The sequence below is a fragment of the Flavobacterium sp. UBA4197 genome (genome assembly GCF_002379575.1).
Lineage (GTDB): Bacteria > Bacteroidota > Bacteroidia > Flavobacteriales > Flavobacteriaceae > Flavobacterium > Flavobacterium inviolabile.
Genome location: NZ_DFUB01000006.1, coordinates 24,280 through 39,820, shown reverse-complemented (window position 1 = coordinate 39,820; position 15,541 = coordinate 24,280). Strand labels below are relative to the sequence as shown.

At 39.4% G+C, this 15,541-nt stretch carries 8 protein-coding genes; 2 read left to right on the top strand and 6 right to left on the bottom strand.

Annotated features, from left to right (window positions below; all coding sequences use genetic code 11):
• Nucleotides 1–25 precede the first annotated feature (25 nt).
• From mtgA to B3394_RS02745, 5 genes are read right to left on the bottom strand one after another with little or no spacing between them, the layout of a single operon-like run.
• Nucleotides 26–769 (bottom strand): monofunctional biosynthetic peptidoglycan transglycosylase, encoded by a 744-nt coding sequence (gene mtgA / locus B3394_RS02765; protein WP_177730418.1) that lies wholly within the window; start codon nt 767–769, stop codon nt 26–28.
• A 19-nt stretch (nt 770–788) separates the two neighbouring features.
• Nucleotides 789–5,561 (bottom strand): T9SS-dependent choice-of-anchor J family protein, encoded by a 4,773-nt coding sequence (locus B3394_RS02760; RefSeq protein ID WP_286912795.1) that lies wholly within the window; start codon nt 5,559–5,561, stop codon nt 789–791.
• A 4-nt stretch (nt 5,562–5,565) separates the two neighbouring features.
• Nucleotides 5,566–6,681: an NAD(P)/FAD-dependent oxidoreductase gene (locus B3394_RS02755; protein WP_286912794.1), complete on the bottom strand. Its 1,116-nt coding sequence runs from the start codon at nt 6,679–6,681 to the stop codon at nt 5,566–5,568.
• Nucleotides 6,681–7,367 (bottom strand): DedA family protein, encoded by a 687-nt coding sequence (locus B3394_RS02750; RefSeq protein WP_177730424.1) that lies wholly within the window; start codon nt 7,365–7,367, stop codon nt 6,681–6,683. Before B3394_RS02750 ends, B3394_RS02755 begins: the two co-directional genes overlap by 1 nt.
• Nucleotides 7,368–7,405: 38 nt before the next feature.
• Nucleotides 7,406–8,905: a dicarboxylate/amino acid:cation symporter gene (locus tag B3394_RS02745; protein ID WP_273244372.1), complete on the bottom strand. Its 1,500-nt coding sequence runs from the start codon at nt 8,903–8,905 to the stop codon at nt 7,406–7,408.
• A 258-nt stretch (nt 8,906–9,163) separates the two neighbouring features.
• Here B3394_RS02745 and B3394_RS02740 point away from each other — a divergent pair, with 258 nt between their 5' ends.
• Nucleotides 9,164–12,517 carry a GEVED domain-containing protein gene (locus B3394_RS02740; protein ID WP_286912793.1) on the top strand — a complete coding sequence of 1,118 codons (3,354 nt, stop codon included), beginning with the start codon at nt 9,164–9,166 and terminating at the stop codon, nt 12,515–12,517.
• Between the two features lie 129 nt (nt 12,518–12,646).
• Complete coding sequence (locus B3394_RS02735; RefSeq protein WP_286912792.1) at nt 12,647–14,548, top strand: S9 family peptidase; 1,902 nt, start codon at nt 12,647–12,649, stop codon at nt 14,546–14,548.
• A gap of 55 nt (nt 14,549–14,603) precedes the next feature.
• On the opposite strand, the gene B3394_RS02730 is transcribed toward B3394_RS02735, so the two are convergent.
• Nucleotides 14,604–15,446, bottom strand: a complete 843-nt coding sequence (locus B3394_RS02730) for a T9SS type A sorting domain-containing protein (protein ID WP_273244367.1) — start codon at nt 15,444–15,446, stop codon at nt 14,604–14,606.
• Nucleotides 15,447–15,541: the final 95 nt, after the last annotated feature.

Genomic DNA, 15,541 nt, shown 5'->3' with positions numbered 1-15,541 from the left:
TTTTTTATATTTAGCCGGTATAATGCTAATATTCCAGTTTGCCGATATGGCGCATTACCCTTACGATCCTGTCTTTTCTTTTGTTAATATAGGAAGAAGAATTAGAGGCTTTAAATTTTCGGGGATTCGGAAGAATCGCGGCAATTCCCGCGGCCTCATATTTAGAGAGGTTTTTAGCATCTTTTCCGTACCAGAATTCCGATGCTGCCTGAGCGCCATAAACTCCGTTACCCATTTCGATACTGTTCAGATACACCTCCATAATGCGTTCTTTACCCCAGATAAGTTCTATCAATACGGTAAAATAAGCTTCCAGTCCTTTTCGCAGGTAACTTCTTCCCTGCCAGAGGAAAACATTTTTTGCCGTTTGCTGCGAAATTGTGCTGCCTCCTTTTAATTTACGTCCTTTCTGATTGCTGTCGAATGCTTTTTGCATCGCCTTAAAATCAAAACCGCTATGTATTAAAAAATTACCGTCTTCACTTGCAATAACTGCTTTTTGTAAATTTTCAGAAATATCTTCCAGCGGAACCCAGTCGTGGCTGTGCTCCACTTTGGCATCGGATTCTTTGTTCTCTATTGCCCGGATAACCATTAAAGGTGTAAAAGGAACCGGAACGAACTTAAAGAGTACTACAAAAAATAAGGATAAAGCGAAGAACCATAGAAACGCTTTGATACAAAAACGGACTACTTTATTCATAAAACTTCTTTTTTCTCCTTTTGGCTTTGTGCTGGTATTTGTTTTTGATGCTTTTTTTACTGCCATTATTCTATTAAAACAATTATTAGTTTTTTATAACCTTAATTAGTTTTCTTTTTTCATTTGAAGTAATTCTAACAAAATAAACTCCACTTGAATAGTCTGATAAATCTAATTTAACTTCTGTCATATCAAATTTAGAAGCATATAAGACCTGCCCGCTAATATTTACAATTTCAATGCCGGTTAGCACTTCATTATTTTGAATCGTCAGGATATTGTTTGTCGGATTTGGAAAAACTTTCAAATCCTTAAAAGCGAATTTTTCATCAGAAAGTGTGTATGGTGAAAAAGTCAGATTATCTAACAAAGCATTATCTCCCGTTCCTGCATTTGATTTTCCTATGTGTTGAAGAGAAATTTTAATATCTGTACCCAAATATGGTGATAAATCAAATTCAAATGTTTCGAAATTATCCTGATTTGCAGTAACCGGTTTAAGAACATTACCTAATACATTACCATTAACAACCACTCTGAACATCGATTCATTATTATTATCAATATAGGTTTGCTTTAAATCAAATCGCATATATAATGACGTCATGGCATTAGGAATAATTTTCATATTAACCTTTGTAATATTGCTCCCGTTATTTTCCCACACATTCTGTCCGGTTTTCCATACAGCCGGATTACTACTTCCTCTCATCACTAAAAGTTTGTTTGAAGAATTTTCAGGATCGGGCGAATTTAATATTTTAGCATATTCTGTACTTTCTAAAATTACCTTATCGTTAGCTCCATACTGGAAATCAAAAAATTCATTATTTGTTACTATTGTATTGGTATATCCCTCATCTAACCTGAATTGGTCCATCACGCAATTTATACTATTAGAACTCATACCGAATTTGAATTTAAAACTATAGTCACCTGAAACAATAGGAGTAAATACGAATTTATTGTCTCCATATGCATACTCATACATTAATGCTGATTTTTCCAGTTCAGTTTCCATTGCTTCATTGGTATTTCCTCTACCAACACTTGAATATAAAAAATGATTCCCATATTGATAGCTAACCCTTGTTTTCATACTAAATGTGTATGTAGTACCTGCAGTTAATCTAAAAAGTGGCGTGAAAAAATACTGAGAGATGGTTCCGTTATTAAACCAGATATAGGATGTATCACCATAACCGGTTAATAAATAATCAAAGCTGTAACCTCCTGAACCAGGTGTGAGTTGTTGCGGAACATTCATGGATACAAATTCAGGATTTATCGTTTTAAAACAATTCGGTAAGATATTATTGCCATAAGAAGGCATTGAATTAAAATTCTCTCCCCATGGCAGACTAATCACTTCTTCGCATGTTGTTCTAAATTTTTTAGGTCCCACAATAATACTTTCTCCTGTTAATCCGCATATTGTTTTCACATAGTAATCATATCCGGTATTAGGAATTAGCCCAGAAATAAGTATCTCGCTTCCGGAATTGGAAACTATTGTTCCGGTTCCCATAGCAAAGCCTGTTGGTCCAAATTCGATCTGTGAATTCTGAACATAATCGTAAACAATCAATGCAGAATCACTATTTACGTTTTTTGCTAAAATATTAGTAGGCTCTAAACAGAGAGGAATTACATCATAATAGATATCATCGATAAATATATAAGTATAAGTATCATTTCCTCCGTGTAAAAATGCAATATGCTTATTTGTTCCGGAATAATTAGAAAAATCAATATTAAATTCTTTTCCAACAAGCGGAATATCATTCAAACTTATAGTTGTATAAGGCTCAAAAGTTGTATAATCCAATGGATTTTCAATAGTCCCTACAATTAGATTTGTTTCTCCGCCATCTCTTTTAGCCCAAAATTTAACACGCTTATCATTACCAAAATCAGCTAAATAAGGAGATGACAGCATTCCGGGTTTATGATGTATTCCGGAGGCTGCATTATTGCCATAATAACTCAATTGGGCTGCATTAGGATTACTATTAATAGTTTCAAATGGAACATATTTTAGTAGTCCGGCAACATTAGCATTTGAAGGAGTCCAACAAAAATTTTGAATACCAGACGGCGTATTATTCTCTGAAGCATTATACTGATCAAAATTTTCGGAAAAAGGCGTTGAAACCGCACAGGAATTTCTGAAAGCATATTTTTCACTCCAGTCACCATAAATACCATTTCCGCAATTATTTCTAACTCTAAACTCATATTTAGCGAATGGTATCAATCCTTCCAGTTGATAAGGATTTGAATTTACAGAAATAACCGTTCCGGAACCAGGAGTGAATCCCATTGAACCATATTCAATCTCCCAGGAATCTATATTAGCTGTTTGATTAGTAGTCCACTCCATCTTTACACTGTTATTACCCGACTGATATGCTCTTAAGCCTGTTGGCGTAGCACATTCAACCGAATAATACCTGAAATCGTCCAAATATATTATATAATCTCCGTTTGTTGATTTTTGCCTGATTCCAATATATTTATCTTGTCCGCTATACCCTGAAAAATCAACGGTATATTCCTTCCATTGATTTTCAACAAATGTGCCTGAAATATCGCGAAAAGGCGTAAATGTTGTATAATCATTCGGATCTGATAACGTTCCTATTGTTAATCCTTTAAATAAGGCATAACTATTTTGTTTGCAATACATCCAAAAGGATATTTTTTTGAAGTTATCAAAATCAATTAGTCTTGGTGTTACCAGAATATTTTTCGCACTGACATTTGGATCAGGTGCATTTATTTGATTTCTATGCATAATGGCCTTAACTCCGGAATGTGTACTTATGGGTTGCCCCGGAACATTCTGAGCTACTTTTATAAATATGTTTTCATTCCAGTATCTATTCGTAAATTGTGGTGTCAATCTCCTCCAGCAAGAATTGTTTACTTCAAAATCATCATTCTCAAAATCAATACTGTATCCTGAAACAATTCCTTCACATCTTGTTTTAAAATAACCTCTATCTGACCAACTACTAAAGTTTGCACCACATTTAGTTCTCACATAAAAATCATATTCTGTATTCCCTGACAATTGATTGATCTGAAACGGATTTGAGTTCACCGTTATCAATGTACCCGTCCCTGACAGGAATCCGGTCGGCCCGTACTCAATCTGCCATTCATGAACCGGATTATCATAATCATCCCATTTTACTATGGCAGAATTATAATCGGTCATAGTAACATTTAAATTTGTAGGCTCCTTACAGTCAGGAATATTCCCGTATACAAAATCGTCGATAAAAAAATTACCTCCTGAATTAAGATAGTCCATTGGATCGATACCTACTTTCAAAGCGATATAATGATGATTCAATTCATTGTTATAATTATCAAGATATACTATATGCTTTTTCCAATACCTGTTCTTATGCTGCCCTCCTATTTCATTCATTTCACCTGGCGCAATGGTTTTAAGAGGAGTAAAAGTTGTCTCTTCATTTGGATTGGACATGGTTCCAATGATAATAGGATGAGAATTATAATTATTAAATCCGTTCGATATTAAATAGAACGCTATTTTTTTATTATCATCTAAATCCTGTATGTAAGGTGTAATAAGGTAAGCTTTTTGATCTGCTGTTGACCCACCAATATTAATATTTATTAGTTTACTGCCTGTTCTGGGCAGAACAGAAAGATATAAATTTGTCGAAATCTGACTAATACTGCCGCTCCCTTGTGTTAAACCTGTCCAACATGGATCTAAATATTCCGTTTCCAAAAAAGAAGTTGAATATCCTTCTGTCAAAGGAGTACATATCGTTGTAAAAGGAATTACAGATGACCAGTTTGAATATAGACCTCCTCCGCAATTAGCTCTGATTTTCACTTCGTAATTCGTATTTCCGGATAAATTTTCAAGAACAACCGGATAATTAGTCGTTGTGAAAACATTTGTGATCCCATTTTTTAAATTCTTTAAACTTACTTCCCGGGCATCTTGTCCTGAAGCTGTAAAATTTAATTGAGCTGTATGCTGTGAAATATCAGAAACATTGACATTTGTAAGATCGAAACAATTAACAGACTGTTCATAACTAAAATCATCAAAATAAACCGTTCCGTTATTCCCTGAACTTTTAACAGCAATATACTGGTCTTCAGAATTATAATTATTCATAAATACAGTCTCCTTCACAAAAGCACTTCCATTATTATAAGTAACTGTTTTTAAAGGATGAAATGTCGATGGATCATACGGATTGGTTATTGTCCCATAAATAACTTTTGAACTATTCGATGTAGCCACGTAAAATGAAAACTTCTTATCAGTAGCCAAATCTGTGATTTTCGGAGACACCAACATTAACCCACGATCTCCACTCCATGAATAAAATAATGATTTTCCGGCTGTACCATTATATAAAAAATTTGTTTCTAAGATATTACTACCATTAATCGACGTTGTATTTTCTAATCTGTATCCTCTCCATCCTTCACTAATAGCCGAAGAATTAAAATCATAGCTATATCCGGTAGATTTACTTATCAAATCATATTCTTCGTTTACCGTAACGGGTTCCGACCATTCACTCCACCAATAAGCCATCAGGCTCTTTACAGAAAAATCCATTTTTACAAATGGATTTAACCTTAATGTATAGGAATTACTATTTATATTTGAATTAATCTGAGTATAGACAGAGTCTGACGTTGGTTTATATTTTAATTGCCAAAAATTATATACGTTAGTTACCTTATAATTCCCTGAAATATCCAATACTGCATTATGCTGAGATTGCATATTAGTTTGAGAAAAAAGAAATAAAAATGCAAATAAGGCTTTGCTGACCAAGTATTTTTTCACCATGTTTTTATATTAAATCTGCTAATTCCTTACCAATTAAACTGCCGATAGCGACACCCATTCCGCCCAGACGAACCCCGCAATATACGTTTTGTGACAATTGCTGTACTATTGGGTTTTTATGGGAACCCATTCCCATAATACCACTCCAGCGATGTTCGATACAGACTTCCTGACCGGGCAAAATTACATTTTTTAACAATGTTTCCAATCGGTTTTGAATTAATTCTGTTTCCCCGAATTGCGTGGTAGTCTCTCCTTCAAAGTCCAGATTTCGTCCGCCGCCAAAAAGAATCCTGTCGCCGATATTCCGGAAATAATAATAACCGCTGTCTATATGAAAAGTTCCCCGGATATCTAAATTCGGGATGGGCGCTGTGATCAGTACCTGTGCCCTTGCCGGACGAACGGCACCGTTAGTGAGCGTTCCGGCAAATCCGTTGGTCGCAAACAGCAATTTCTTTGTGGTAAAAACAAAGTCATTCGTGTTCACTTCAACCCCGTTTCCGTTATCATGATAACCGGAAACCGTCTGGTAATTTAAAATAAGTATATTGTTTACAACGGCTTCTTTCAGCAGTGCCTGCATCATGTTACCGGTATCGATCTGCCCTTCAAAAGGGTTAAAGATCAGGTATTCCTGAATGCCTTTAAAATCAAAACGGTCTACTTCTTTTGAAAAAACATCCGCACGAAAGAGCGGTTTTAATACCTCATTTATAAAAGGCAGTTTTTGCAGGCATTCTGTATACGAAGCTTCATCATCTTGTAAAAAGAGTTCATAACCGCCATAAGGCTTAAAGTCAATCACGGAATCACCCAGCCGTTTGCGGAGCATTTGCAGCCCTTGCCAGCGTTTTTGGATGAGTCCGATAACCTCTTCTTCGGTATGATTTTTTAAATCCTCAATAATTTCCGAAAGACTGCCAAAACAGGCAAAGCCGGCATTTTTAGTGCTGGCTCCCTGCGGAAGCGGCCCTTTTTCGAGTATGATGATCTTGCTATCGGGAAATTTTTCACGAAGCCGTAAGGCGGTATGAAGGCCAACGATTCCGCTTCCTACCACGGTATAATCCACATTGGAAAACCAGTTCTTTACTTCCCAATAACTAAGGTTAAGCATTAGCTTCTTTTCTCTTTTATTTTGTTTTTAAAGTAATTGATCGCCAAAGGTGACGTCGATACCACAATAATGATGATGATGATGTATTCAATATTCGCTTTCAGATCCAGGTTGTGATTGTCCAGCAAATAACGATACAGGTAATGTCCTGAGAAGATCAGTACAAACGACCATAACACCGAGCTTACGATGTTATAGAACATAAATTTCTTTTTCTCCATTCTCACAATCCCGGCTACAATAGGAGCAAATGTTCTCAGGATTGGTAAAAAACGGGCAAATATGATTGCTCTTCCTCCGTGTTTTTCAAAAAACAAACGGGATTGAATCAGGTATTTTTTCTTAAACCAAAAGTTATCTTCTTTAGAGTACAGGAAGTGGCCGCTTTTTGCACCAAACCAATACCCGAATATATTTCCGATAATTCCGGATATCGCTACCAAAGTAGAAAGCAAAGCCACATTGGCAAAATCGCCTTTAATATCAAAAAGCTCTTTCATTAATACTTCGCTGTAAATTCCGGAAAGGAATAACAGGCTGTCACCCGGCAAAAAGAATCCGGCAAATAAACCGGTTTCTGCAAAAACGATAAACAATACTACATAAATACCAATGTGATGCCCTCCTATTTCTAAGTTAATATAAAATTCAGGGTTCAACAATTGTGTCCACTTAAAGCCTTCCATAATTTTTTTGTGTCTTTTTTATAATATTCGTTTTCGTTTTATTCGCTTGTTTCCCATTTATCTACTGCTGTAGTAGCCAAGGCATTACCCAATACGTTTGTCATACTTCTTGCCATATCGCAGAAATGGTCAATTGGCAGGATCAATGCAATACCTTCCGGCGGGATTCCGAACATCGCACAGGTGGCAACTACCACAATCAGGGATGCTCTGGGTACTCCGGCAACGCCTTTACTGGTTAACATCAATACCAGAAGCATGGTCAATTGTTTTTCTATTGGCATATCAATACCATAAACCTGGGCAATAAAAATACTGGCAAAGGTCATATACATCATACTACCGTCAAGATTAAACGAATATCCCAATGGTAAGGTAAAAGACACGATTCTGCTCTGACAGCCAAAACGCTCCAGCTCTTCAACCAGTTTCGGGAAAACCGCTTCACTGCTTGTCGTAGAAAAGGCAATCAGCAACGGACTCTTAATGCGTCGCAGTAATTCCCAAAGACGTTTTCCTAAAATAATATAGCCAACGGTTAGCAATACTACCCACAGTAAAGCTATTCCTATTGCAAAATCCAGTAAATATTTGGCATAAAGCCCGAAGATCTCGAATCCGTAACTGGCTACTGCCGCCGCCACTGCTCCAAAAACTCCCAAAGGCGCTACCCACATAATATAGGTAACCATTTTTAAAATAACATGCGAAATAACATCCAGTGATTTGATCATCGGTTTCGCCACACGGCCCAATGATGCCAGCGCAATTCCGAACAGGATCGAGAAAATTACAATCTGTAAAATCTCATTGGTTGCCATCGCTTCAAAAATACTTTTCGGAACCACGTGTTTCACAAACTCTTCCAATGAAAAAGACTGTGTTTTTTCCAATAACTCTCCCGCCGATGAAGTGTCTTCCATTTGAATGGATGTTCCTTTCCCGGGTTTAAGCCAGTTTACCAGGATCATCCCCAACAGTAACGACATCAGGGAAGCCGAAATAAACCATCCCATTGCCTTTGCACCTACACGGCCTACCATTTTCATATCGCCCATTTTGGCAATCCCCACCACAAGTGTGGAAAATACTAACGGTGCGATAATCATCTGAACCAGACGGATAAAAATCGTTCCCAGTAATTTTATCTTCTCAGAAAACGAATCAATATTATCGATTGCGGTAACCGATTCGTTTTTTGACTTAAACGTTTTATCTAACTTTAAATTGTTGTTCTTTGCCAGAATTGCAGGAACAAAAGCGATCTTTTTTCCGGTCACCACCAAAGGCATCACCTCAGCATCCGGAGCAAGCGTTTTTTGGAATTCTTTATATTCAAGACTGTCTTTTACGACAAACACTTTTTGAGTATGTTTTACCCCATCATTTGTTAAAAAAACAAGTTCATCTTCACCTTGTTTTGCAGGGGTATACCGCAGCGTATTTCCTTTTCCGAAAGCGTTTACCAGAAACCCCAGAAGTATCCCTAATATTAATGATATGATAATCGCAATAAACAGTTTGTTGTTACTTTTCACGTGCCGATAATTTTAGTCCGTGAAAATAGTTATATTTTTCCAAACTTTCCGCCCCTGTTTTCATAAAAAGCGAATTTAACACCCTCTTTTGGCTTCTTTTTTTACAACTAATTTAAAAAAAAGCCCCCTATACCAATTTACCAAAACAAAAAGATAAGATTAAGATAAGGTTCACTTATGCGCTTTTTTATTTTAATTAAATTAAAATGTTAAAATACCTTTGTTATACCATGAATTAACCTAAAACACTACCAACTTATGAAGCGTAAATTACTTTCGTTTGCTTTATTAGCAATAACAAGTTTTTCCTTTGCCCAAAGCGGAAACTCTTTCTGGAAAGTGTCTTCAAAAAAAAGTAGCCAGACTACTTTTGAAAAAAGAGCACCACTTCCTACAAAAAACTTGTTTGATCTTGATGTCAGCGGACTAAAAACAGCCTTGTTAAAATCGCCGGACAGATCCTTAACCTATGCAAAATCAACGGTAATAATCGCCTTTCCAAATGCCGATGGTGAACTGGAGCGATTCCGCATGACCGAAGCCTCCGTTTTTGCACCGGAACTTGCCGCGCGTTATCCGGAAATAAAATCATATATTGGTCAGGGAGTCGACGATCCGTCTGCTATTATCCGCATCAGCGTTTCGCCACTTGGCATCCAGAGTATGCGAACAGCTGCCGATAAGCAAACGGTTTTTATAGAGCCTTTTTCTACCGATTTAAAAACATATTCCATTTACAAACGTTCCGACAAAGTAGCCGGATTTACAAAATTTGAATGTGAAGTGCTGGATCATGCCATGTCCAAAGTTGGCGGCTCCGGGGAAGCTTTACGTCCTAATGCAGACGACAGCACGTTGCGGACTTACCGTCTGGCCATGTCTGTAACCGGAGAATACACCACTTACCATGGCGGAACAAAAGCCCTGGCCTTAGCCGCTATTAACAACACCATGACCCGTGTGAACGGTGTTTTTGAAATGGATTTCGGCGTACGGATGGTTTTAATTGCCAATACCGATGCGGTAATCTACACCAGTGCAGGCAGCGATCCGTACGGAAGTACCGATGCCAATTACAACTCTGAATTACAATCCACCCTAACCAGTGTTATCGGAGCAGCCAACTATGATATCGGGCATTTAATGTCGGCTATAGGAAACAACGGTAATGCCGGCTGTATTGGCTGTGTTTGTAAATCCAATAAAGGAAGCGGGTTTACCACCAGTACCGTTCCGGTGGGTGACAATTTTGATATTGATTTCGTAGCCCACGAAATGGGACATCAGTTTGGTGCGAACCACACCTTTACATTCAGCAATGAAGGAACCGGTGTGCAAAACGAACCGGGTAGCGGAACCACCATCATGGGCTATGCCGGAATTACCGGAGCAACCGATGTACAGGCACACAGCGACCCGTTCTTCCATGCCGTAAGCATACAGCAGGTAACCAATTATATCAAAACAACAACCTGTCAGACCAATACCGCAACCGGAAATGCGGTTCCTACAGCCGATGCCGGAGCCGACTATACGATTCCGAAAGGAACTCCTTTTATGCTAACCGGAGCCGGAACCGATGCTAATGGCGATGCTTTGACCTACTGCTGGGAACAAATGAATTCCGGAACCTCAACCACAACATACCCGAGTGTAACCGCTACATCCGGACCAGCTTTTAAATCATTTATACCAACCACATCGGGCGTACGTTATTTCCCGCAGCTGTCTACCGTTAAAACCGGAGCCACCTCATGGAAATGGGAAGCAGTACCAAATGTTGCCCGAACAATGAACTTCCGTTTAACCGTTCGCGACAATCGCGCCGGCGGACCGGCAAACAACAGTGACGATATGGTCGTTACCGTTAATGCCACAGCCGGACCATTTACCGTAAGCGCACCCAATACAGCCGTATCCTGGGCAGCCGGTTCGACACAAACCGTAACCTGGAATGTAGCCGGAACAACCGCTAATGGTGTAAATGCTGCCAATGTGGACATCCTGTTATCAACAGACGGCGGTAATACCTATCCTATCACAATACTGGCAGGAACACCAAACGACGGTACACAAGCCATCACCGTACCGAATAATCCGGGAACACAAAACCGGATCATGGTAAAAGGCTCCAATCATATCTTCTTTGATATCTCCAATGTAAACTTTACCATTACCGGCGGTACCGGCGGCGATACTCAGGCTCCTACTGCGCCAACAAGCTTAGCCGCTTCCGGAACAACGCAAACCACAACCAATCTTTCCTGGACAGCTGCTACAGATAACGTAGCCGTAACCGGATATGATGTTTACAGAGGAACAACATTGTTAACAACGGTAACCACAACTACCTATACTGCTACCGGACTTACTGCGAATACGGCCTATACTTTTTCCGTAAAAGCAAAAGATGCAGCCGGGAATATCTCTGCAGAAAGCAACATCGTAAACGTAACCACCTTGCCGGCTACTGCTGCGTATTGTACCTCTAAAGGAAACAGCGTTGCCGACGAATATATCGGACGTGTGCAGTTAGGAACCATCAACAACGCTTCGACCGGAGGAACGGGTTATTCCGATTTCACCAGTATTTCCACAAACCTGTCAAAAGGAACGGCCTATACCATTACCGTAACACCAACATGGACCGGAACGGCCTATGCGGAAGGTTTCGCTGTATGGATTGACTATAATGGCGACAAGGACTTTGACGATGCCGGAGAATTGGTTTGGAGCAGAACCGCTTCGACTGCCACACCGGCAACCGGAACTTTCACAATACCGGCAACAGCAATTACCGGAGCAACCAGAATGCGTGTTTCAATGAAATACAACGGGGTTCCAACAGCATGTGAAGCCTTCTCATACGGAGAAGTGGAAGATTATACCGTGAACCTGCAAACCGGAGGAACCACACCGGTTACTTATTGTACTTCTAAAGGAAACAGTGTTTCCGACGAATATATCGGGCGTGTTCAGTTAGGAACCATCAACAACGCTTCGACCGGAGGAACAGGATATTCCGATTTCACCAGCATTTCCACAAATCTTGTAAAAAGTTCTTCCAACACCATTACGGTAACACCAACATGGACCGGTACCGCTTATTCCGAAGGATATGCCGTTTGGATCGACTATAACCAGGATGGTGATTTTGCCGACAGCGGAGAATTAGTATGGAGCAAAACCGCTTCTACTGCCACACCGGCAACCGGTTCATTCACCGTTCCGGCTACGGCTTTGAGCGGCGCGACCAGAATGCGTGTTTCGATGAAATACAATGCTGTTCCAACAGCCTGCGAAGCCTTCTCTTACGGAGAAGTGGAAGATTACACGGTGAATATCGTAAACGCGGCTAAAGAAGACGGCTTCGGAAGAGGCAATACCATAGCCGATATCCAGCTGTATCCGAATCCAACCAGCGATATTTTAAACATCACAGCCGTTTCAGAAAAAGCAACGTTCCGAATCTTCAACCTTTTAGGACAGGAAGTAATGAACGGAAGCATAAACAACAATATTGTTAATGTGAACACCATCACTTCCGGAAATTATATTCTGGAAATAAATGATAACAACACTGTTGTCAGCAAACGTTTTATCAAGCGATAAGTTTAAAACCGATTGATTCCTGAAAGCGACCTTAACTACATAAGGTCGCTTTTTTTACGGCACTACCTCCTTTCGGATAGCAATAAAATGTTTACTTTTAAGGTTTCTTTTTAAAAAAATAAATACCCAATGAAAAAACTCCTTATTTTAACCCTTGGTATGATGGGACTAACAGCCGCAGCACAAGAGACCTTAACACCGGATTTACTCTGGAAATTAGGCAGACTTTCCCCTATCGGGATTTCTAAAGACGGGAAGAATATTGTTTATAAAGTGGCAACTCCTTCTATTGAAGAGAACAAATCCAACGCTAAATACTACACCATTCCTGTTAATGGCGGTGTTGCAACAGAAGTTCCGGATGTAAAAGACCTGGTTGCCGACAAAAACCTGTCGCCGGATGGCAAATACATCCTGTCACACAAAGAAGTAAAAGTATCCCGGGTATTAGGAAAAGATTTTTATCCGGAACTAAAAAAATCGGAAGCTCAAATTTATAACGAACTGGATTACCGCCATTGGGATACCTGGAATGACGGAACACACAACCACGTTTTTTATGCTGAAAATGCCGATAAGGTAAAAGCGATCGACATCATGAAAGACGAACCGTATGATTCACCTCAAAAACCTTTCGGTGGTGATGAAGATTATATCTGGTCGCATGACGGTTCAAAAATCATTTATGTTTCCAAAAAACAATACGGAACCAACTATGCGATCAGCACCAATACTGATCTGTACGAATATGACATCAACACTAAAAAAACAAGAAACCTTACCGATGAAAACATGGGATACGATACGCATCCGATGCTTTCACCAAATGGTGACTTAACGTGGCTGCAAATGAAGCGCGACGGCTATGAGGCCGATAAAAATGACATTATCGTACGCTACAAAGAAAAAGACATCAATTTAACCGCAGCCTGGGACGGAACTGTGGACAGCTTTAAATGGAGTGCCGATGGTAAAAAGGTATATTTCATTGCCGCTGTTGACGGAACCAAACAACTTTTTGAAGTAAACTTCCCGGGACTGACTAAAATCGCTGTTCGCGTGACGCAAATTACAAATGGTGATTTCGACGTTAGCGAACTTATTGGTGTTTCCGGAAACAATGCTATTGTTACGAGAACCGACATGAATCATGCACCGGAAATTTATGCTTATGATTTAAAGAAAAAAACATGGAAACAGTTAACCACTGTTAACAACGATCTTTATGGCAAACTGACTTTAGGTAAAACCGAAAGACGGTATGTAACCACAACAGACGGTAAAAAAATGCTGGTATGGGTGATTTTACCGCCAAACTTCGACAAGACTAAAAAATACCCTACGTTATTATATTGTCAGGGCGGACCGCAATCGGCTTTAACACAAAGCTATTCTTTCCGTTGGAATTTCTCCCTGATGGCTTCACAGGGTTATATCATTGTAGCGCCTAACCGTCGCGGTATGCCGGGCCATGGAGTGCAGTGGAATGAACAGATCAGTAAAGACTGGGGCGGACAGGTAATGGACGATTATCTTTCGGCTATTGACGATATGGCAAAAGAGTCTTATGTAGACAAAACCCGTTTGGGAGCTGTTGGCGCGAGCTACGGAGGATATTCGGTATTCTACCTTGCCGGTATTCACAAAAACCGTTTTAAAACATTCATCTCACACTGTGGTGTGTACAACCTGGAGAGCATGTATGGCACCACCGAAGAAGTATTCTTCAACAACTGGGATCATGGCGGGCCTTACTGGCAGGAAAACAATGTAGTTGCACAAAAGGCTTACAATCAGTTTAACCCTATAAAACTGGTAAACAACTGGAATACTCCAATCATGATTATCCAGGGAGGAAAAGATTACCGTGTGCCGATCGGACAAGGACAGGAAGCCTTTCAGGCAGCACAGCTAAAAGGTATTAAGAGCCGTTTTATGTATTTCCCGGAAGAAAACCACTGGGTTACAAAACCTCAAAATGCTTTGGTATGGCAGCGTGAATTCTTTAAATGGTTAAAAGAAACATTATAAAATAAAAAATCCCTCAGGTAATTCCTGAGGGATTTCTTTTTAAGGTTGTATTCAACTATTTTTTAACCATCTTGAACGTCTCTTTACCGGCTCCGGTATTTGCCTGAACAACGTAGTTACCGCTGGCCAAACCGGAAATGTCGATTTGTCCTTCATTAGCATTCACTTTCGTTTCAAGTACTTTTTGACCTAAAAGGTTAAACACCGCTACGTCTGAAACCGTTTCATGACTGGAAAAATGCAATACATTTTCTGCCGGATTCGGATAATATTTAACGACTGCTGCTTTTTCGAATTCGCTGGTTGCAAGAACACCATTCACCACCAAAGCATCTACTGTAGTCGAATAACCATAATCGGTTTCTACCTCAACAGCGATCTGATATGTTGCAGAAGGATCCGGAAGTGCAATATCTCCCGAAGAAGTCCAGGCAGTAACATTAGAATGGAATTCTGCAATTTGTACCCAGGCAGAAGTAGCAGAAGTTCTGTAAAAGATTCGCAACCAGTTTTGATCCGGATTCCAATAAGGATTTCTGAAATGGAAACTTACCGTAGGGTTTGTCACACCGGATAAGTTCAATACCGGGCTCACTAATTTCGTCTTATCAAAAAGATGGGAAGTTCCCGGGTAATTGGCAAATTTCACGCCTTCATAAGCACTCACTCCTGTTCCGCCTGTAGAAGGCGAGGTAGCAAATGTCCATGACATATTATTCACTTCATAAATCTGAGTCCAGCTGCCGCGGGTTGGCGAACTGTCTTCAAATGTTTCCATCCAGGGAAAAGTGGAAATCTGGGCATTCGCCGCAACAGTAAAAACAAATAGTAAAACAGTCAGGCTGCACTGTTTTAAGAAAGGGGTAAAAAACAAATGCTGGGGATAGTTTTGCTTCATAATTAATGATTTTTAATTTATTAATATTATTTCAAATGTATTAAAATTTTTATAATACAACAGAAAAACAAACTTTTTCATAAACTATCAATAAA